Annotated in this window: 18 protein-coding genes; 6 read left to right on the top strand and 12 right to left on the bottom strand. The window is 43.3% G+C overall.

The annotated features are described in order from the left end of the window. Positions 1-38: 38 nt before the first annotated feature. A complete protein-coding gene (locus BVU_RS13855; RefSeq protein WP_005843292.1) occupies positions 39-590 on the bottom strand; it encodes a 30S ribosomal protein S16 in 552 nt (183 codons plus the stop codon). Between the two features lie 206 nt (positions 591-796). On the opposite strand from BVU_RS13855, the gene BVU_RS13860 reads away from it, so the two are divergent. Then, positions 797-1279, top strand: a complete 483-nt coding sequence (locus tag BVU_RS13860) for a ferritin (RefSeq protein ID WP_011965728.1) — start codon at positions 797-799, stop codon at positions 1277-1279. Between the two features lie 451 nt (positions 1280-1730). Here BVU_RS13860 and BVU_RS13865 read toward each other — a convergent pair whose 3' ends face one another. From BVU_RS13865 to BVU_RS13895, 7 genes are all read right to left on the bottom strand, one after another. Next, positions 1731-2576 carry an alpha/beta hydrolase gene (locus BVU_RS13865; protein WP_005843296.1) on the bottom strand — a complete coding sequence of 282 codons (846 nt, stop codon included), beginning with the start codon at positions 2574-2576 and terminating at the stop codon, positions 1731-1733. Positions 2577-2609: 33 nt separating this feature from the next. Further along, positions 2610-4601, bottom strand: coding sequence for an OPT family oligopeptide transporter (locus BVU_RS13870; RefSeq protein WP_011965729.1), 1992 nt, complete (start codon positions 4599-4601; stop codon positions 2610-2612). Between the two features lie 85 nt (positions 4602-4686). Beyond that, a complete protein-coding gene (locus BVU_RS13875) occupies positions 4687-5448 on the bottom strand; it encodes a hypothetical protein (RefSeq protein ID WP_041174459.1) in 762 nt (253 codons plus the stop codon). Further along, the gene (locus BVU_RS13880; RefSeq protein ID WP_005843301.1) at positions 5414-6220 is read right to left on the bottom strand and encodes a metallophosphoesterase family protein; all 807 of its coding nucleotides are present in this window, start codon (positions 6218-6220) and stop codon (positions 5414-5416) included. The genes BVU_RS13875 and BVU_RS13880 overlap by 35 nt, the downstream gene beginning before the upstream one ends. A 208-nt stretch (positions 6221-6428) precedes the next feature. Beyond that, on the bottom strand, positions 6429-6842 hold the full coding sequence (locus tag BVU_RS13885; protein WP_005843311.1) for a DUF1573 domain-containing protein: 414 nt from the start codon (positions 6840-6842) through the stop codon (positions 6429-6431). Between the two features lie 94 nt (positions 6843-6936). Next, the gene (locus tag BVU_RS13890) at positions 6937-7290 is read right to left on the bottom strand and encodes a diacylglycerol kinase family protein (RefSeq protein ID WP_005843313.1); all 354 of its coding nucleotides are present in this window, start codon (positions 7288-7290) and stop codon (positions 6937-6939) included. A gap of 21 nt (positions 7291-7311) precedes the next feature. Continuing rightward, complete coding sequence (locus tag BVU_RS13895; RefSeq protein ID WP_005843316.1) at positions 7312-9525, bottom strand: RelA/SpoT family protein; 2214 nt, start codon at positions 9523-9525, stop codon at positions 7312-7314. Positions 9526-9668: 143 nt separating this feature from the next. On the opposite strand from BVU_RS13895, the gene BVU_RS13900 reads away from it, so the two are divergent. Together BVU_RS13900 and BVU_RS13905 are read left to right on the top strand one after the other, a co-directional pair. Beyond that, entirely contained in the window at positions 9669-11186 is a 1518-nt protein-coding gene (locus BVU_RS13900; RefSeq protein ID WP_005843318.1) for a DUF4301 family protein, read from the top strand. Positions 11187-11305: 119 nt separating this feature from the next. After that, on the top strand, positions 11306-12556 hold the full coding sequence (locus tag BVU_RS13905; RefSeq protein ID WP_005843321.1) for a PNGase F N-terminal domain-containing protein: 1251 nt from the start codon (positions 11306-11308) through the stop codon (positions 12554-12556). Positions 12557-12660: 104 nt separating this feature from the next. Here the strand turns inward: BVU_RS13905 and BVU_RS13910 are convergent, their stop codons facing one another. Both BVU_RS13910 and BVU_RS13915 read right to left on the bottom strand, forming a co-directional pair. Continuing rightward, positions 12661-13377 (bottom strand): DNA alkylation repair protein, encoded by a 717-nt coding sequence (locus tag BVU_RS13910; RefSeq protein WP_005843323.1) that lies wholly within the window; start codon positions 13375-13377, stop codon positions 12661-12663. Between the two features lie 20 nt (positions 13378-13397). Beyond that, positions 13398-13895 (bottom strand): GNAT family N-acetyltransferase, encoded by a 498-nt coding sequence (locus BVU_RS13915; RefSeq protein ID WP_005843325.1) that lies wholly within the window; start codon positions 13893-13895, stop codon positions 13398-13400. Between the two features lie 176 nt (positions 13896-14071). Between BVU_RS13915 and BVU_RS13920 the strand changes: the two genes are divergently transcribed. The 3 genes from BVU_RS13920 to purT all read left to right on the top strand — a co-directional run bounded on the left by BVU_RS13920 (position 14072) and on the right by purT (position 16724). Continuing rightward, positions 14072-14398, top strand: a complete 327-nt coding sequence (locus BVU_RS13920; protein ID WP_005843327.1) for a PadR family transcriptional regulator — start codon at positions 14072-14074, stop codon at positions 14396-14398. A 12-nt stretch (positions 14399-14410) separates the two neighbouring features. After that, a complete protein-coding gene (locus BVU_RS13925; protein WP_005843329.1) occupies positions 14411-15457 on the top strand; it encodes a PspC domain-containing protein in 1047 nt (348 codons plus the stop codon). A gap of 88 nt (positions 15458-15545) precedes the next feature. Then, positions 15546-16724 carry a formate-dependent phosphoribosylglycinamide formyltransferase gene (gene purT / locus BVU_RS13930; RefSeq protein ID WP_255323734.1) on the top strand — a complete coding sequence of 393 codons (1179 nt, stop codon included), beginning with the start codon at positions 15546-15548 and terminating at the stop codon, positions 16722-16724. Between the two features lie 541 nt (positions 16725-17265). Here the strand turns inward: purT and ccsA are convergent. Together ccsA and BVU_RS13940 are read right to left on the bottom strand one after the other, a co-directional pair. Next, the gene (gene ccsA, locus BVU_RS22970; protein WP_011965731.1) at positions 17266-19518 is read right to left on the bottom strand and encodes a cytochrome c biogenesis protein CcsA; all 2253 of its coding nucleotides are present in this window, start codon (positions 19516-19518) and stop codon (positions 17266-17268) included. Between the two features lie 119 nt (positions 19519-19637). Beyond that, on the bottom strand, positions 19638-21257 hold the full coding sequence (locus BVU_RS13940; protein ID WP_005843336.1) for a di-heme oxidoredictase family protein: 1620 nt from the start codon (positions 21255-21257) through the stop codon (positions 19638-19640). Positions 21258-21275: the final 18 nt, after the last annotated feature.

The raw sequence follows: 21275 nt of genomic DNA on the forward strand, positions 1-21275 counted from the left end.
TAGATCAGAGGAGCTGTTCTTTTTGAAGTAAAATTGAATTATGCTTCAGCAGGAGCTTCAGTAGCTTCAGCAGCAGGTGCTTCTTCAGCAGGAGCGTTAGCGGCTTCTGCTTCAGCTTTGGCAGCGGCTTCAGCAGCTTTCTTCTCAGCTACTTTCTTGGCAATTTCTTCATTTACTTTCTTTTCAGCTTCCAAACGAGCTTTTGCTTCAGCTTTCTTTGCTTCATCCAGTTTAGCCTTCAAAGTAGCCAGACCAGATTGTTTGTTGTTCTTCCAAGCTTCGAATTTAGCTTCAGCTTCTGCTTCTGTGAATGCGCCTTTGGCAACACCGCCCAGCAAGTGCTTTTTCATGTAAACACCTTCTTTTGACAAGATGTTACGTACTGTGTCAGTAGGCTGTGCACCGCACATTACCCAATGAAGTGCGCGTTCAAAATTCAAATCTACTGTGGCAGGATTGGTATTAGGGTTGTAAGTACCAATTTTTTCAGTAAATTTACCATCACGTGGAGCTCTTACGTCTGCGATAACGATTGAATAAAACGCATAGCTTTTGCGTCCGTTTCTTTGCAATCTGATTTTAGTTGCCATTTCTAAATAATGTTTTTATAATTAATGATTTGAATTAATGCTAATAACCCGTATTAGCGGGTGCAAAGGTAAGACTTTTCTTTTGAATCGCAAAGACTTGGATGAGATAAAATATAATTTTTATACAAAGGTGAACGGACATAGTGTTAATCGCTAGAAAAATTATATATTTGCAACAGTTACAATTTAACTAAAAAATAAAAATTATGATTTCACAAAAATTACAAGAAGCAATTAATGCTCAGATTGTAGCCGAAATGTGGTCGGCCAATCTTTATCTTTCCATGTCTTATTTCTTCGCTGCGAAAGGCTATGAAGGTTTTGCTTCATGGATGAAAGCGCAGGCTCATGAGGAGAGTGATCATGCTGATGTGTTGGCGCAATATGTGATGAAACGTGGCGGACAAGCCAAGGTGGGGGCTGTGGATGCTGTTCCTCAGGAATGGGCTTCTCCGCTGGATGTGTTCGAGCATGTATACAAGCATGAATGCCATGTTTCCGAATTGATTGACAAACTGGTAGATGTTGCTTCTGCTGAAAAGGACAAGGCTTCTCAGGATTTCTTGTGGGGATTTGTACGTGAGCAGGTAGAAGAGGAAGCTACCGTTCAGGGTATTTTGGACAAGATCAAGCTGGGTGGTGATGTGGCTTTGTATCATTTGGATATTCAACTTGGCGCAAGAAAATAAGCGAAAGAGAAACGAATGCCTGTTTTTTGTCTTCTGCAGATAAAGATGCAGGTGTTTATCGGAAATAGAAAGTGGGTGTGTCAAAATCCAGTTTTTGGAAATATGAATTTATAATTTGAGCATCCTAAAAGACTAAAGAAAGGGTCGCATCAAACTCTGTATTGGTACAACCTTCCGCGATAGCGTATAAGCTATAAAAAAGATAGCCGTCCAGATTTTGGGGCGGCTATTTTTGTGTCTGCTTCCATTTGCCCGGAAGTAAATCACGATATTTTTCTATAGAGGTATTGGGAAACCATGCGGCACAACGGTCTATAATGTCGCATAGGTATTCAAATACGTTTATACCACACCTGTGACAGGTAATGGCCAATGAATAAGTGTTATAATTACTATCTGTAACTTTTCGGAGCAGTCATTTTTGTTTTGACACATTCATCTCCTTGCTTTTTTACAGTATTTCTCTCAACCATTTTTCTAATTCTCCCGTCCATTGGCGCTTATAGGTAAAGCTGTCACGGAAGCCCCAGCCGTGGCCGCCGATAGGATAGGTGTGGAGGGAAGCAGGGACTTTATTCTTTACCAGTGCCAGGTAATAGCTCACGCTGTTGCTGACGGGTACAGCTCCGTCATCGCTGCTATGCATGATGAAGGCGGGAGGAGTGTCGCCTGTTACTTGCAGTTCATTGGAGTAAAGTCTCACTAGCTCTTCTGACGGGCTTTTTCCTAAAAGATTGTCACGTGAGCCCTTATGGCAGTTGGACAGATCCATGCTTATGACGGGATAAAACAGGATCTGAAAATCCGGACGCGTTCCGGCTGTATAGTGGGTGGCTGCCGTACTGGCCAGATGTCCGCCCGCAGAGGCCCCCATGATACCCACTTTTTGAATATGCCATTCGTTGGCGTGTTCTCTCATCAGCCGGATAGCCTGATGGGCGTCGCTCAACGGTACATCATGGTGTCCGTTTGGCATACGGTATTTCAATACGGCGTATGTGATGCCTTGTGCGTTGAACCAGTCTGCCATATCGTGCCCTTCGTGATTCATTGCCAGGCGTATGTATCCCCCTCCGGGACAAGCCACGACTGCCAGTCCGTTCGGTTTGGCTGCCGGATAAATGGTAAGGGTAGGCTCACTGACATTGGAAATCCGGTTGTTCTCTAATTTCTGCTCGGGAGTGGTGATGCCGTTGGAGTTGGGGGCGCCATCGGGCCATAATTCCAACTCTACAGGTTTCTGGGCAGATAATGCGGTAGAGATTGCAAGTAAACTCATTAGTAAGATTCGTTTCATATAGCTTTTATTTTCACGGTATTTGAAAAAGGGTTATTTTTTCTTTATATGCATACTGGCTTTAACCAGCCATATGATCAGGAGGATATAGGCGGCCATTGACAGCACTTCGCTCAACGGGTTGCTCAGCCATTCTTCGTTGATCAGATTGATACCGCCAAAGCGCATGGCGGCACTGACAACCCCCATCAATGCGCCTCCGGCTATGAATCCGGATGCCAGCAAAGTTCCCTTCTCGCCACGTTCGGCGTTCACCGCCTCGTCTTTGCTGCGGGTAGTGACATACCAATTCACCGCTCCACCTACCAGCAACGGCAGGTTCAATTCCAGTGGAATGAACATACCCAGCGCAAAAGCCAGTGCGGGTACTTTGAAGTAGGTCAGCACCAATGCCAGCACAGCGCCTATTCCGTAAAGCAGCCAGGGAGCGCCTACACCGTTCATCAGCGGGTCTATTACGGCTGCCATCGCGTTGGCCTGCGGAGCTGCCAATGCGCCGGTGGAGAAGCCGTAGGTCTTGTTCAGGATCATGATGACGCCGCCCACAGTTGCTGCCGATACTAGTGTGCCGAGGAATTTCCATGTTTCCTGTTTGGCAGGAGTACTGCCCAGCCAGTAACCTATTTTCAAGTCTGTGATGAATCCGCCTGCCATAGAGAGTGCCGTACAAACCACACCACCCATAACCAGTGCAGCAACCATGCCGGTAGCACCTTTCAGTCCAACGGCAACCATTACTACTGAGGCAAGTATCAGTGTCATCAGTGTCATTCCCGATACAGGGTTAGTGCCGACTATGGCGATAGCGTTGGCTGCTACGGTGGTGAACAGGAATGCAATGCCGGCTACGAGCAGGATGGCTACAATGCTGTGTAATACATTTCCATGCATCACATCAAAAAAGAAGAACAGTAAGATCAGCAGGATGGTGAAGATGGACCCGAAGGCGATTATTTTCATGGAAAGGTCTTTCTGCGTGCGGATGACGTTTGCTTCCACCTTCTTGCCGCCCATCTCTTTGGCGGCCAGTCCCACAGCACTCTTTATAATGCCCCATGAGCGCACGATACCGATCACACCGGCCATGGCGATACCACCGATACCGATACTTTTGGCATATTCCTTGAATATAAGTTCGGGTGACATTTCGCTGATGGTTTGTGTCAAGGCCGGATTCCATGCATTCAGCACTTGGTCGCCGAACAACAGGGCCATACCTGGAACAATAACCAGCCATACCACCAATGAACCGGCACAAATGATAGCCGCGTATTTCAAGCCGACAATATAGCCTAGGCCTAATACTGCTGCACCGGTGTTTATTTTCATCACCAGTTTGGCTTTTTCGGCAACCATCTCACCCCAGCCGCATACGCGGGTGGTGAAGTTTTCATTCCACCAGCCGAATGTAGCTACAATGAAATCGTACAGACCTCCTATTAGTCCTGCAAAAAGCAATGGCTTTGCCTGGCTTCCGCCTTTCTCGCCGGAAACAAGCACTTGCGTACTGGCAGTGGCTTCGGGGAAGGGATATTCGCCATGTTTGTCGCTGACGAAATATTTACGGAAGGGGATGAGGAACAGGATCCCCAAAATACCTCCCAGCAGTGAGCTGACAAACATCTGAAAGAAGTTGACTGTCATTTCGGGGTATTTGTCCTGCAATATATAAAGGGCGGGCAATGTGAAGATGGCTCCTGCCACTATGACTCCCGAACAGGCACCGATGGATTGGATGATGACATTCTCACCTAACGCGTTTTTACGCTTGGCGGCTCCCGATACACCTACGGCGATGATGGCGATAGGGATGGCGGCTTCAAAAACCTGTCCCACTTTTAATCCCAGGTAAGCTGCGGCCGCCGAGAATAATACCGCCATGGCGATACCCAATAGCACAGACCATAGGTTTACTTCGGGATATTTTTTGTTTGGTGACATGATGGGGTGATATTGTTCCCCCGGTTTCAGAGGTCGGAACGCGTTATCGGGCAATCCAACCGATTTTTCTTCTTCTTGTTTCATGTTTCTCTATGTTGTTATTTTTGAAATTTATCATAATAAATGCCCAAAAATAGTGAAAAAATAGAGAAACATCCTCATGATTTGATTAGAATATCTGAAATTTCAATCCAAATGATAGTCTCAGATAGTCATCGGGTTTCAAATAACTGTTGTTGAACGCACTGACAACGTATAAATCGCATGTGCTGATTTCGTAGAATGCGGTGATGCTTTTAGAGAACTTCCGGTACTTTTCGGGCACATCGAAACGGACGCGTTGTCCCAGAAAGATATGGGTGCGGATACGGGTGGAAAATCCGTAGTATCCACGGGGATAGCGCTCAGGTTCGCTTGTCCAGAAATCATCGCTGAATACGGTGTTGAAATAGATTCCGGTAGTCAGCGGTTCCAGCGAGAAGTCTTTGCCCAGCCAGATACTCCACGGGATATAATTCTGTTTCAAGGTCATGGTCATCTTGAAATGTTTGGATGAGTAGCGGGGGATGAAGCCCAAAAGAAGATCGGTTTCCCATTGGCCTCTTTTTCCATAATCCCAGCCTATGCCCCAGGATAACAGGCCCATTCCACCGGCGTACTGTAATTTGGTGTGGGTGGGGATCAAAGCTTCCCACGCACGCCTGTAACGGTGTACGCGCTTGTCGTATTTATGGTGCCGGTTTGGCATTTGGGTTACAATATCTTCCTCTTGGTTTTGAACGGAAGGAGAGGAGACAAGTATGTTGTCTTTGGATAAGATGGAGTAAAGTGTATTATTTTCTTGGGCTTGTGCCGTAAAAGGCAATAGTGGCCACAATAGGTTCAGAAATATCTTTTTAAAATTCAACTGTTTCATAATCGTAGGTTCCATCTTCTTTAATGGTGAATAATAAGTAGATGCGTTTGTCTATGCAGGGGCATTGGAAATACAGAACTCCGTCGTTGAATAGATCATCTACTGCGAATTTGTGTTCATGGCCGTAAAGACAGAACTGGACTTTGGGGAACTGGTTGACGTATAGTTGGAAGATTTTTGCTACATTGTTGTTGAATACAAATTCAAAAGGTTTTACGTGCATTGCGAATACCGTTTTTTCTATTTCAGGCGACAGGTTGTTCAGTTCATTTTCTATAAAATTGAAATCGGGAACCGGTTCCGAATAATCATATTCCATCGCATTGGTATTGAGGCAGATAAAGCGTACATTTCCGGCTGTGAAGGCGAAGTTGGGATCTCCATAAATGGCTCTGTATGCGTCTTCACCTGTACCCAGGCAGTCGTGGTTGCCTAAAAGGCATACGTAGGGCATCTGGAATTTGTTAAATATGTCCCGCATCCATATGAATTCTTTTGTGACGCCGAAATCGGACTGGTCTCCTCCGTGAATGACAAAGTCTATGTCACCACGGGCATTGAGGGCTTTTACAACATCTTCGGTAGAGTTGTACCATCGTTGGGTATCACTGATCATGGCAAAGCGGATTGTTTTTTTGCCTTGCATTTTGTTTTCTATCAACTGGATGTTTTTGTTGGTCAGTTCTCTTTCTCCTGTAATATGTACATCGTATGGATGGGTTTCCAGCATGTCACAGCCACTGAAACAGAGGGCCAGCAGGACAAAGAATAATAGCTTGTTTGTCATTGTTCTCTTAAATTTGCTGCAAAGTACGTTATTTTAATCAGAATAAGAGTGGCTTATTATTGGGGAAAAATGTTCTTTTTTTCTTATTTTTTTGTCTTTACTTGGATACAGGCAGGCGGGGCAGTGTTTTCCGGATATAAAAAGAGGATGTATCAAACTCGAATCTTCTTTTGTTTTGATACATCCTCTCTCTTATGATGTGAGAATTCTATTCTGCAACTGTGCTTTTCGGGGTCATATCACCTTCTATATAAAGACGTGTCATTTCATTTTTCCCGTTTGTGCGGATAGTGATTGATTTCTTGAAATGTCCCGGAAATTTGCCGGCTCCATTATAAGTCACTGTTATCTGTCCACTTTCACCCGGTTTGATGGGCTCTTTAGGATATTGGGGAACAGTACATCCGCAAGATGCGATCGCTTGATGAATGACCAAGGGACCGTCTCCCGAATTTTTGAATTTGAAAACGCAAGTAACTTTCGGGCTAGACTCGGGGAATGAACCGAAGTTATGTGTTGTTTTCTCAAAGGTTATTTCTGCTTCTCCTTGAGATTGCCATACGGCTGCGTATGTGGTTAACCCTATAATCAACAATAATGTTGAAAGCAAAATTTTCTTCATTAGTTCCACTTTTTAAAAATTATCGGGGCTAAATTACTGTTTTTTTTATAAAAGGTCTTTAACTGTTAGTGAAATAAATGGTAAATTAACACCTTTAAAAATAAGGGACAAAGATAATCAACCCTATGAGGGCGGCAAAGATAGCGCAAATCAGTACGGCTCCTGCCGCTATGTCCTTTACGTCTCCGGCTATAGGATGGTAGTCTGGTGATACCAGGTTTACCAGGCGTTCTATGGCTGTGTTGAATGCTTCGGCAGCCAGTACCATTGCAAAGCACAGGAGGATGACAAGCCATTCGGTGCGTGTTATTTCAAACCGGATGCCTGCAATGGTTACGGCGATGATGGCTGCGCAATGTATCCAGGCATTGTGTTCCTTGCTTAAAAAACTACATACGCCTTTCCAGGCGTATGTAAAGCTTTTTAGTCGTTTATGCAGTTCATTCATTTTTTTAAGTTTGGGGTGAGTTTATCCTCTGTTTACCTGTTTTACTCCTTTTACTGTCTTTATCTTTTTTACTAATGATTCCAGCTTTGAAGTATCATCTACCATTACGGTCATCATGCCGCTGAACAGCCCGTCGTGCGAGTCGATACTGATGGAACGGAGCAGGATATCGTTTTCCTTATTGATAATGGAGGTGATATTTGTCACAATTCCTATATCGTCATGGCCAACGATGCGCAGCGTGATGGGGTATTGTTTGCCGTGGCTTTTCCCAGCCCAACGCGCCTTTACGATACGGTAGGCGAAACGTGATTGCAACTCCCGTGCGTTAGGACAGTCGGTACGGTGTATTTTGATTCCTCCGCTGATGGTTACAAATCCGAATACATCATCGCCATAGATAGGGTTACAGCATTTGGCTAATTTGAAGTCCAGTCCTTTCAAATTCTGATCAATGACCAGTACGTCCTCTTTGAAGGTCTTGTCGTCCTGTGCTGTCTGCATGCTGAAATTCTCGGCGCTGCGATAGACAATATCTTCCCGGTTTTCCGTTTCCTTTTTCTTCAGTTCCAGGTATTTTTCGATGATGTCGTTCGCATCTCTTGTCTCGTTGGCTATGTCCTGGTAGAACTCGGTTACGGTTTTGTATCCCAGCTTTTTTATCAGGCGCATCATCACTGCTTCATCGTATTCCAGTTTGCGGTTCTTGAATTTACGTTCTATGGTTTCTTTGGCGAACTCTGTCTGGCGGGCTTCTATCTCTTTGATGGCCTGGCGTATTTTGGTTCTTGCCTTCGAAGTGGTGACGATGTTCAGCCAGTCGCGTTTGGGTGTCTGGGTGTTTGAAGTCATGACTTCTACCTGGTCACCGCTGTTCAGCGTTTGCTTTAATTGTGCGTTCTTTCCGTTCACCTTTGCTCCGATACACTTGGACCCCAGTTTGCTGTGGATGGCGAAAGCAAAGTCCAGTACGGTCGCTCCTTTCGGCATCTTGTACAAGTCACCTTTGGGGGTGAATACGAATACTTCGTCTTCGTATAATTCCAGTTTGAACTGGTCCATCACTTCCAGGTCACTGTCGGCGTTCTCCAGTGTTTCCCGGATGGAGGTCAGCCATTCATCCAGACCGCTTTCTCCTTTTACGCCTTTGTAACGCCAGTGGGCTGCCAGACCACGTTCCGCTATCTCGTCCATGCGTTCGGTGCGTATCTGTACTTCCACCCATTTGCCTTCAGGCCCCATTACAGTGGTATGCAAGGATTCGTATCCGTTACTTTTGGGTACGGAGAGCCAGTCGCGCAGACGTTTGGGATTGGGCATATACATATCGGTCACAATGGAATATACCTGCCAGCATTCTTGTTTTTCCTTGTCGACGGGAGAGTCCAGAATGATTCGGATGGCAAACAAGTCATACACTCCTTCGAAGGGACATTTCTGTTTCTTCATTTTCTGATAGATGGAATGGATGGACTTGGTACGCCCTTTCATGTGGAACTTCAATCCTGCTTCTTCCAGCTTATGCTGTATCGGTTCGATAAAGGCGGCTATGTATTTGTCACGGGAGGCTTTCGTTTCGTTCAGTTTGTCCTTTATATGATAATATACGTCGTGTTCGGTATATTTCAAGGAAAGGTCTTCCAGTTCCGATTTCAGTTTGTATAGCCCCAGCTTGTGTGCCAGTGGTGCGTACAGATAGGCAGCTTCGTTGGCTACTTGGGTGCGTGCTTCTATATTGGGAGTCTCCTTTATCTGTCTCATCAGGTTCACGCGGTCTGCAATGATGATCAGAATAACACGCATGTCTTCGGCAAAGGAGAGTAGCAGGTTGCGGAAATTTTCCGATTCTATGGTAGGGCTTTTGGAGTATAGCTCATTGATTTTCACAAGACCGCGTATGATCCCCGCTACATCCTCTCCATATTCCTGTTGTACAGATGCTAAGGTGCATAAATGGTTCTTTACCGATTCGTGCAGCATGATCCCCAGGATGGAAGCCCGTTTCATCCCAATTTCCTCGGCCACGATGACAGCGGTCTGCATATCTTTGATGATAGGATTCATTCCGAAACAATTTCGTGGCAGGTTACCTTCGGCAACTGCTTTTATGAGGTGTATTTTTAACTTATGGCAATCACCCTTCTGCAAGGTGTCGCCGGATAATTGCAGCAATCGTTTATAGAGGGCGAACAGTTGCTCACGCTCTTTGGCTGTGAAAAATGCTTTTTCTTCCATAACACGTGAAATCTTTTCGAGGGTAAAGGTAGTTTTTTTCTTTATTTATTAGGTAGTGTTCTCGCATTTTTTTGTATTTTTGGGCAATTAATAGTGAAAGAATAAGGTAACAATTTATTTAAACCATATAAAATCATGTACTTATGTTAACACCTGAAGACAAAGACTTATTAGTGAAAAAAGGAATTTCCGAGCAGCAGATTGCAGAACAACTGGCTTGCTTTGAAAAGGGTTTCCCATTTTTGAAGCTGGATGCAGCCGCTTCTGTTGAAAAGGGAATCATGGCTCCCGCCGAAAATGAAATGAAAAATTATTTGGAAGCATGGGATACATATAAGGAAGGGGAGAAAACTATCGTGAAGTTTGTACCCGCCTCTGGTGCTGCCAGCCGCATGTTCAAGAATTTGTTCGAATTCCTGGGGGCTGATTATAATACTCCGAAGACTGATTTCGAAAAGAAATTTTTCGACCATATTCATAGCTTCGCATTCTACAATGACTTGAATGCGGCTTGTATGGATAATACAGGAAAGGATATTGATGCTTTGATGGCCGGGAAGGAGTATAAACCTATAGTAGCCAATTTGTTGGAAGCTGCCGGCTTGAACTATGGGGCATTACCGAAGGGGTTGTTGAAATTCCATCGGTATGCGGATGGTGTGCGTACACCGCTGGAAGAACATTTGGTGGAGGGTGCGTTGTATGCGGCAGGCAAGACCGGAAAAGTGAATGTGCATTTCACCGTCTCTACGGAACATCGTGAGTTGTTCACAAAGCTGGTGGAAGAGAAGGTTGCCGTTTATGCAAAGAAATACGGGGTGGAATATGATGTGTCGTTTTCTGAACAGAAGCCGAGTACGGATACGGTTGCTGCCGATATGGAGAACAAACCTTTCCGCGATAAAGGCAAGCTGTTGTTCCGTCCGGGGGGGCACGGCGCGCTGATTGAGAACCTGAATGATTTGGATGCCGATGTTATCTTTATCAAGAATATAGATAATGTGGTTCCCGATCGCTTGAAAGAGGATACTGTTACGTATAAAAAGCTGATTGCGGGGGTACTGGTTACTCTGCAGAAGCAGGTATTTGAATATTTGGAATTACTGGATGGCGGTAAATATACACATGCGCAGCTGGAAGAGATCATTCGTTTCTTACAGCAGACTTTATGTTGCCGCAAACTGGATATCAAGGATCTGGAAGATGCCGACCTGGTTATTTATCTGCGTAAGAAGTTGAACCGTCCGATGCGTGTATGCGGTATGGTGAAGAATGTGGGTGAACCGGGAGGCGGCCCGTTCCTGGCTTATAATGCGGATGGTACTGTTTCATTGCAAATTTTGGAAAGTTCTCAGATTGACATGAATGATCCGGTCAAGAAAGAGATGTTCGAGAAGGGTACTCACTTTAATCCGGTGGATTTGGTGTGTGCGGTACGCGATTATAAAGGAAACAAATTCGACTTGGTGAAGTATGTGGATAAGGCTACAGGTTTTATCTCTTATAAATCAAAGAACGGTAGAGAACTGAAAGCATTGGAGCTTCCGGGCTTGTGGAACGGCGCAATGAGTGACTGGAACACTGTTTTTGTTGAAGTGCCGTTGAGTACCTTTAATCCGGTGAAGACTGTGAATGATTTGTTGCGTGAACAGCATCAATAATTCCTTTTTTTATTATAGACTACATGGATTTATACAGATCGGACGATTTGTGTAGGTCCGTGTAGTTTTTTGTGAAATTAATTTATATACCCTTGATTACTAACCTATAATTAAAAAGAATGAACCTGCTGACCTTTATTGCCCCACTGGCTGTGGCGGCAACTTTTATGATGCCGGCCGATGCTGCAAATCACAAAGAATTACCGGCATTGGGAAATACTCATATTCAAGTATTCGACAAAACCCCTGTTTGTTTTCGTCCCGATTCTTTCCCTAATTATACTCCTGCCAATGCTGACGGAGTGATCCGTCTGGTAAACGGGCGTATCATTTTAAAGAAAATAACCTTGCCCGATTATAAAAGGGATGTGGATGTTACTCTGAAAGTAACTGTAGCTTCCAATGGTGACCGTTGGGATAAATCTGGCTCTTGTTTTGTGCTTCCCAAAGAATCGGTGATTAATCTGATGAATATAGCCGAAGGCAAGAGGGCGTTTCCTGCGGTAGACAGTACCAAATATGAAAAAATGATTGGTATTGTTCCGGGTCAGGATTATGTGCCTACCCTTGAACTGATGCGTTTTATGACCCCGTTCGGTGTGGGGTATTATAGTTCGGATAATGATTCTTTGAGCAGCAAGAGGCGTCCTGTATATATCCCGAAATGGGAAAAGAGTGTGACTTGGGTGCAGGATATTACCGATCTTTATCCGGCATTGGAGAGAGAGGCATACGTGGGAATTTATATTGATACATGGACTGCCGAGGGGTATGTGGCCAGTATGGAATTGGATGTGAAGGAGAGTAAGATCACTTGCGACGTGATGCCGGAGCGCCGTGTGAAGCCTTTGATGAATACGGTGTATTATATCGGACAGACTTATCCGGATATTTTCTCACGCAAAGATGTGGTGATGGATTTTGATATGCCGAAAGCTGCCAAGAATGTTCGTTTGAAGTATATTGTAACAGGTCACGGAGGACATAGTGGCGGAGATGAGTTTGTGGAGAAACGGAACATCGTGTCTGTTGATGGCAAGGAGGTGTTGAATTTCATTCCTTGGCGTGATGACTGTGCTTCTTTCCGCCGTTTTAATCCGGCCACGGGAGTATGGCTGATACCACGAGTTGCCGCATATATAGGTGATAAGGGGTATACGACAAAAGAGATTGAAGAACCTTTGGCTTCTTCGGATTTGTCCCGTTCCAATTGGTGTCCGGGTAGCGATGTGATGCCTGAGGAGGCTGTTATTGGTGACTTGTCGGCCGGTAAACATTCTTTTAAGGTAAGTATCCCTGAGGCACAACAGGTAGATGGCAATAAATTGAATCATTGGCTGGTTTCAGCTTATTTGGTTTGGGAGGAATAACTTTTCCCGATTATTAATAGCTGCTGGAGCGGTTTGAATCTTTCCGAATATGAATGGTGAATTTCTTTCGGAAGGATTCAAAGCCTCTTTGCGGTAAATGGACATTATTTGTTTTTTCTTTTCATGCTGCGGATGATTTCTTTGTCCTCCGTGCTTACCCGATAAGATTCTATGATTTTTTGTAGTGCCTTATTGTAAGTAAAGTCATCTAAATGATTTTCCTTCAGATAGTTCATCGTTTTTTGAGGAAACTTGACATAACATACGGATAAAGCCCATGCTACAGCCATCTTCACATAATATCCTTCGTGACTGATCCGGTCCATCCATTGCAATACGTTGTCTATATACTCTTCGTCAATATAATGAGCCATTGCCATTACTACTCCGAAACGTATTTCATATTCTTTGTCGGATTTCATCCGGTCTTCCAAAAATAGCCAGACCCTTTTCTTGTTCTTGTCCACAAACCGTTGTTTGCCGTAAAAGTCAAAGGTGTCACAAACAGACCAACTGTTGATGATGGCAACAAACCGGGCAACCAGTGAAAGATATGCTTGCGTGTCTTTCATTTTCAGATTACTTATTACCATACCTTGTAGCATACGTTCCTCCATATAATAAGTATCCGCAGTCTGTAGATAACTCTCCCAGTCATCTTTGGCAATTTGTGCTCCTAACCGCCTTAGGGCAGGGATGCGGATACCCAATACATTTTCTATTCCCGGATGCAGCGATTCGGTGAACTTTTTATTTTCATTTTCTGCCAGTTGCAGCAAATTTTCTTTTATGGTCAATCCATTGATACGATATTCGTCCATTTTGTTTTTGTAAGATAGGGTTAGATTTTCAGTCCCATGATATAATCGTTCATATAATATCCGTTGCCTATATGGAAATCTCCTTCTGCAACTTTTTCCATTCCCAAATGTTGGTAGAATTGTAAAGCCTTATTGTTACGGTTTACATTCAAATGCATTTCGCAAGGTCCGGGATGGATTTCTTTAATTGCTTTGACGGCCTGCTCAAATAGTGCTTTGCCCAACCGGCAACCTTGAAAAAGGGGAAGTACATAGATTTTCTGCAGATGAAATAAATGTTCTCCTTCGGGCTGTATGGAAACATATCCGGCAGCTTCTCCATCTTTGTAAGCTATGTAATAGATGTGCCCTTCCTCTTCCATTTGTTTACGCAGGTTTTTCGGAGAGTACATCCAGTCCATCATGTAATCCAATTGTTCTTTTGAAAGAATTTCCCGGTAGGTAGCCGGAAACACGATCTGAGCCATCTCGTTAATCAACTGAATATCATTGGTCGTTGCCTTTTTTATGGTAAACATGATCTTTATATCTTTTTAGTGTTATAACGAGAGGCAAAGATAAACTTTTTGCAAGAAAAAAAGGGGCTTCCTTTCTTTTTCTTGTTTAAATATTAATTTATGCAAAATAGTAGAACTATGTAATACAAGGTACTTGTATAATACATATATTTGTGCCAAACAAAGTATTATAGATTATGAATGTAGACAATGTACGATCTCAGATGCGCAAAGGAATGCTGGAATACTGCATTTTATTGTTGTTGCACAAAGAGCCGTCATATGCTTCGGATATCATTCAAAAATTGAAAGAAGCCCGGCTCATTGTAGTAGAAGGGACGCTTTATCCGCTGCTTACCCGGCTGAAAAACGATGACCTGCTCTCATACGAATGGGTAGAGTCCACTCAGGGACCACCTCGTAAATATTATAGTCTCACTCCTCAGGGTGAAACATTCCTTAGCGGACTGGAGGCTGCCTGGGAGGAGCTGGCGAATACAGTGAATCATTTAAAAAACAATTAAAAACAGGATACAATGAAAAAGACTTTAACCATAAATTTAGGAGGTACCGTTTATTATATAGACGAAGACGCTTACCATTTGTTGGATAACTATTTAACTAACCTGCGTATTCACTTCTGTCGTGAGGAGGGAGCGGAAGAAATTGTACATGATATAGAATTACGTATCTCTGAGCTGTTTACCGACCGTTTGAATGAAGGTAAACAGGTTATTACCATTGAAGATGTGGAAGAAATCATAGCCCGGATGGGTAAACCCGAAGATCTTTCCGATGAAGAAAGTGGAGAAGCATCGGGTTCGGAAAAACAAAAAGGAACCACTATGCGCCGCTTGTTTCGTGATCCGGACAATAAGGTACTAGGTGGAGTGGCTTCCGGACTGGCTGCTTATATGGGATGGGATGTTACTTGGGTACGTATCATTCTATTGGTTCTTGGTTTCTTTGTTCATGGGGTGATATTGGCTTATATCATAGCGTGGATTATTATTCCTATGGCGCGTACCGCTCCCGAGAAACTCGCCATGAAGGGGGCTGCTATTAATGTGGAGAATATAGGCAAGACTGTAACAGACGGATTTGAAAAAGTGAATGATTATGTACGCTCAGACCGTCCTAGGAGTATCTTGCAAAAGATAGGGGAGGGGATTGTGTCTGTGGCAGGGTTCCTTATCAAGTTCCTGCTTGTTTTCATTGCTATTTGCTGTGCGCCTGTATTGTTTGTATTATTGATTGTCTTTTTTGCATTGCTGATGGCGGCTACGGGACTGATTGCTGCATTGCCGGCTGTGCTTTATGAGGTGCTGCCTGCGGTTAATTGGGCTACGGTGGGTAGCTCTCCGGGGTTGACTGTCGCTATGTCCGTAGCAGGTATTCTGGTTATCGGTATTCCTATTATAGGACTGATACACATGCTGATGCGTCATTTTGGAGGTTGGCAACCCATGTCCATTGTAACTAAAATTATATTTATCGTATTGTGGCTCATCGCGTTGGGAGTGGGTGTTTTCTTTGTACTGAATGATCCAAATATTGCTTCAATGATATCGTATAGTTTATAAAATACACTATCTTTGCAGATGGAAAGTTGGGAATCAAGAGGTGTTTTGTTCTCAACTCTCCGTTTTTTGTAAGGAATATCAAACATATATAAATACTATGACTAAGAAGATTTTATTGCTGGGTTCTGGCGAATTAGGTAAGGAATTCGTCATTGCGGCAAAACGTAAAGGGCAGTATGTTATTGCTTGCGACTCTTATGCAGGTGCTCCGGCCATGCAGGTGGCTGATGAATTTGAAGTGTTCAGTATGCTTGACGGTGATGCGTTGGATGCTGTGGTAGCCAAACACAAGCCGGATATAATTGTGCCTGAAATTGAAGCTATCCGTACCGAACGTCTGTATCATTTGGAACAGGAAGGTATTCAAGTAGTGCCGAGTGCCCGTGCAGTGAATTTCACGATGAACCGCAAGGCCATTCGTGATTTGGCAGCTAAGGAATTAGGATTAAAGACAGCCAAGTATTTCTATGCCAAGTCTTTGGAAGAATTGCAGGAGGCCGCAAAAGAGATTGGTTTTCCCTGTGTGGTGAAACCTTTGATGTCTTCATCCGGCAAAGGCCAGTCTTTGGTCAAGAGCGCGGATGAGTTGGAACAGGCATGGCATTATGGGTGTGAAGGCAGTCGTGGAGATATTAAAGAATTGATCATTGAGGAATTTATTCAGTTCGATAGTGAGATTACTTTGCTCACCGTCACTCAGAAAAACGGTCCTACTTTGTTCTGTCCGCCTATCGGACATGTACAGAAAGGGGGAGATTATAGGGAAAGTTTCCAGCCGGCGCACATTGATCCCGAACATTTGAAGGAGGCACAGCGTATGGCCGATAAAGTGACGGCGGCTTTGACCGGTGCGGGAATCTGGGGAGTTGAATTTTTCTTGAGTCATGAAAACGGAGTTTATTTCTCCGAACTTTCTCCCCGTCCGCATGATACCGGAATGGTGACTTTGGCAGGTACTCAGAATTTAAATGAGTTTGAGTTGCATCTGCGTGCGGTGTTAGGCCTTCCTATCCCTGAAATTACACAAGAACGCATAGGGGCCAGTGCAGTGATTCTTTCTCCAATTGCCAGCAAGGAAGCTCCCCGTTATCGTGGTGAAGAGGAAGTTTGTAAGGAGACAAATACTTATCTCCGTATTTTTGGTAAACCTTATACAAAATTGAACCGCCGTATGGGAGTTGTGGTTTGTTATGCTCCTAATGGCAGTGACTTGGACGCTTTGCGTGACAAGTGCAAGGCTGCTGCTGCAAAGGTAGAGGTGTATTAATATCTTGTATTGATGGATATAAAATAAAGGTCCGGGCTTTCCCAAGTCCGGACTTTTTGTTGTTCCGAAGGTATGCTTCCCTGGAACAAGGTTTTATAGTCTCTCTTTTGTGACTAACATTACAGAGAAATAATAATAGAGAGAACTCCACATCAATGGTTACGGTATAATAAGATAAATTCTTTTTGGCAAAATTGCAACATTTAATAATCTCAGACAATACCTACAAATAATGATTTTGATAGATACCTTTTCTACTTTCGTTTATTATAGTTATAAATAGGGATGTCTGACTGTCCAGAATACCTATATCATGGATTGCACAGACAGATGGCAAACCTTATCTTTGCATTGTAAATAAGTCATATAAAAATTACGTAAACCACAAGTTAGTTATTAGTTAGTAGTCTCCCTGCGAAGTGATTCGCGGGGAGTGCTTCTTTTATGGGGTAATTTCCTTTTTTTATAGTGTTTCAGGTTCTTTGTCCAAGTTGGTTTCTATTTGTTTCGGAAAGGATAGCTTTTCATTGATGGATGAGGGCTATCCGTTTGCGTAGCTATGCATTCCTCCTAACAGAAAATTCACTCCGAAGTAAGTAATCAGTACTGTTATAAAAGCAGTTATACAGAAAACATGAAAAAACATGGTGCGATGAAACCATGGCAGTGATCTCGGATGCAGTGCCAAGGCATATACCAGCATGGTGATTAAGGCCCATACTTCTTTAGGATCCCATCCCCAATAGCGTCCCCATGATACGTTTGCCCATACAGCACCAATGAAAATACCGATAGCGAGTAAGAAAATTGCCGGATAAAGAATTATTTGGCTTATTATCTGCAATCGTTCTATTTGTTCTTTGCATTCTTTCTGTGATTGGTGGAGTATGACCGCTGTTACACCATTCAGCATGATAAATGCCAGCAGCGAATAAGCGATCATGATAACTACTACGTGGATACTCAATAATGGAGATTGCAGAACCGGCATCAGTTGTGTGATTTGTGGGTTTGATTCTCCCAGCATGGATACCATCAGCGTAAGTCCGCAAAGCAGGAAACCGAAAGGGAGCAACATTGCGAATTTACGTTGTAGCAGAAAAGTGAGCAATAGCGTACACCATGCCATGAACTGCATGGTTTCGAAGCCGTTGGACAATGGCAGATGATTGCTCACATAACCACGCAGGCAGATAGCAGCCGACAAATAGGTAAAAACAATCCATAGCAAAATATTCAATATTATGATTGCCTTCCGGCTTGTTCTCTTTTGCGATGCCATGCAATGGCAATAATAGATAAAACATATCAGGCCGATGCAAATACATGCCATGGCGACAGATTTGCTATAATCAAATTGATTATATATTTTCTCAGCCTTGAATTTATTATCTGCAGGAAGCAGTCCGTCACACTCTTTCTGCTGGTATTTCTTGATTTTTTCTAATAACAGGCAGGCATCATTGTACTTTTTCATCACAATCATTTCGTTTACATAACTCATAGATTTACGAATGAATACCCATTTGTCATTATCCATATCTTGAGGTAATTGGTCGCTTTGCGAATACCATTCCAATGTCTTTCCGGCTATATTGCGACAAGGGAATATTTTCATCATGGCACCGGTACATACTAAATTGATGATATTGAATTTCTCATCAGCTTCTTCTATGCCTCGTTTGTCAGTCACCTGTTCTCCTGAACGGATATGGTTCATCATTTTTTCCAGCTTGTATTCATTAATGGTACTGATATAGTCTTTCAGCCTGGCGTAATTCCCTTCTATTTCCAGTAATTTACGGGCTTCATTACTCTTGATTCGTATAATTGGCTCATTTTTCCAACTGTCATAATAAAACAGCCATCCGGTAAGTACTTCTTCTGGTGTCAGTCCTTTATATGAGGAACTACCGTAAAGTTTGATTGTAAAATCACGGGCAAAGGTTTGTAAAGGACAGATACGGTTGTTGTATAAAATATATAAATCTCCAAAATGTTCGGCTACTTCGCGCGGAAGCACCTTGGGGGATGGATTGTTTGCTTTGAGAAAATTACTGTTGAGACTGAATGCGAATAAAAGCAAGATGACTGTCAAGCTTCTGTGTAGCAAAGGGCTTTTCAGCAGTTGGCGGAACCGACTTTGCGGGCTGAAGAAAAAGAAAACGGTGGAAAGTAGCAATAAAGTATATCCTGCATAAGTGATTCCTATACCATAAGGATCATGAGATACACTAAATACGCTTCCTTCATTATCTTCACTGTAGCCTGATTGATAAAAGCGATAGTGCTGGTATGAAAATATATGATTCATGGAAACCTTCCCCTGTATCTGGCGGTGGCAGTCTTTGTCTGCTACTGAAATATGACTGATAAAGTCCATTGGAGCCAAGGTTCCTTTGTAATAAATAATTTCAAATTGGTTTAGTGTGATGCTGAAAGGTAGCTGGTGGGAAATTCCTTTGGAATCGGTGAAAGAGGTCTGTTGTTCTCCTTGGCGGACACGCATAGTGCCTTGTTCTCCATATATCCATGTGGTGAATGCCCCTGCCAATATAAAGAGAAGAGAAAGATGAAGCAAAAAAATAACAGGCTGACGATGCAGTTTGCTTTTTATGATGTATAATAAGGAAGTAATTGCGGTTACTCCCCATAAAATGACAAAAGGTACGGAACTGTAGATATACTCGTTTACAAAGTCCGTACCATATATTTTTTCCAATATAGTAGCTATAGTAAGAATCAGAAGTAATATGCCTAGCAGACTGAAGGCAGTTCGTTTTAATAATTTCATGTAGTTATAATTTTCTGAAAGATAACCAGAAGGTGAATCTTGAATTTGTCTCATCCCCCTGAATGTCCTGTCATATTATTGGTGATAGGATTCAGGAGGGAGACAATCTGTTTCATTGTTTAAATGGCATCAATAAATTTGACGATGGCGTCACGATCTTCTTTACTGAGTTCGCGGAACTTGTCAATGCTCCAGCGTGCGTCACTATTTGAAGCTCCATGCCACATAATGGCTTCAATGACATTACGTGCACGACAGTCATGCAAACGGTCGCTGTGTCCGGCACAGATTAAGGAAAGTCCGCGTCCCCAAAGAGGAGTGGTACGGCACCATCCCGTGCGGATATTGTTCTTCATTTCCAGGCGGTGCTGAACCATATCTGAATATGGCCAGATAGTTTGGTGTGGATGGCGTGGCAGACGGCTGTCACCATCTTTGAAGTATCCGTTCGGATCGGGATAATTATCGTCTCCTGTAGTCCATGACGGACGATGGCAGGTAGCACAGCCTATTTCACGGAATAATTTGTGACCTCTCTGAACTGTTTCGTCATCCAGATTCCGTGCGGCAGGAACTGCCAGTCCTCTGTGCCATATCATGAAGTTTACATAATCTTCGTCTGTCATTTCCACCGGAAGTTCCTTATTCATCAGATAGTTGTATATATCTTGTTCTACATTACCGGTCTGTTTCCATTCAGGGAAATAGTTATAAAAATCTTTTTGTACATCCGGGTCTTTGGAGGCTGTTTTGGCATACGTGTCAGTCATGTAGTGATAACGGCGGTCACTACGGGTAACATTGGTGATGTTCCAGATTGCATTGGCACCGGGACCATCCTGTATGGAAGATCTGGTCAAAGCGTAAGTATAACGTTTGGGATATTGTTTACCTGTAAGTCCCTTATAGAGTGAAGTCCACTCTCCGTTTGCGAAGATGGCTGGATTCAATTTTACACCTGCTTTTTCCTGACGTGCATATTCTGCTTTCAACGAATCATCGGGAATGGCATCTAGTAATCCGGTTCCGTAGATACCAATGGTAGATTCCAGCAAAACTACTACATCAGAGTAGTTGACAGGGGTGACAACTTGATTATAAGTAGCCTCCAAAGGTACGTAGTATGCATCTTGAGGAATAGTCACTTCCGGATAGATCAGACTGTATGTTTCTCCGTCAGGAAATTTATTTCCCCATTCGTCTGTGTAAGGCAGCCAGTCTATTTTTATCTTATCTTCATCTATTGGTGCTTTGAAAGGGGCTACAGCTTTGGTTTGAGGCATTCCCGTTAAAGAACTTAGGTAGTTATCCTTTCCATCGGTCACAACAAGTAGATATCCATTTCCCCAGTCATCAGCACGATAACGGTCTACCCGTTTGCCATGACCGTATCCGGGGTGGCAGTTCATACATGAATTGCGGATATAAAGCGGTCCCAAACCATTGAAAGGTTTGGAATTCTGCGTATAAGAACGTTCAAAGAAATATTCCCCATATTTGAATTTGTCGGTCATACCTGCATTTTCCGTTGCAGGAGTAGGATCTTCATAAGCAGAAGCGGAATTGTTGAAGGTTGTACCCAATTCTCCGCCTGCATAGGTCTCTACATTTACGTTGATATCAGGATTGACTTCCGGAGATTTGTTTTCCGGATTGTCATCGTCATTACAGGCTGTTAGCGAGAGCATTGTAAGGCCGCATAGAGCAGCAAGCCAGTGTATTTTAAATAACTTATTCATATAAGAATGTTTAAAGTT

The organism is Phocaeicola vulgatus ATCC 8482, from assembly GCF_000012825.1.
Lineage (GTDB): Bacteria > Bacteroidota > Bacteroidia > Bacteroidales > Bacteroidaceae > Phocaeicola > Phocaeicola vulgatus.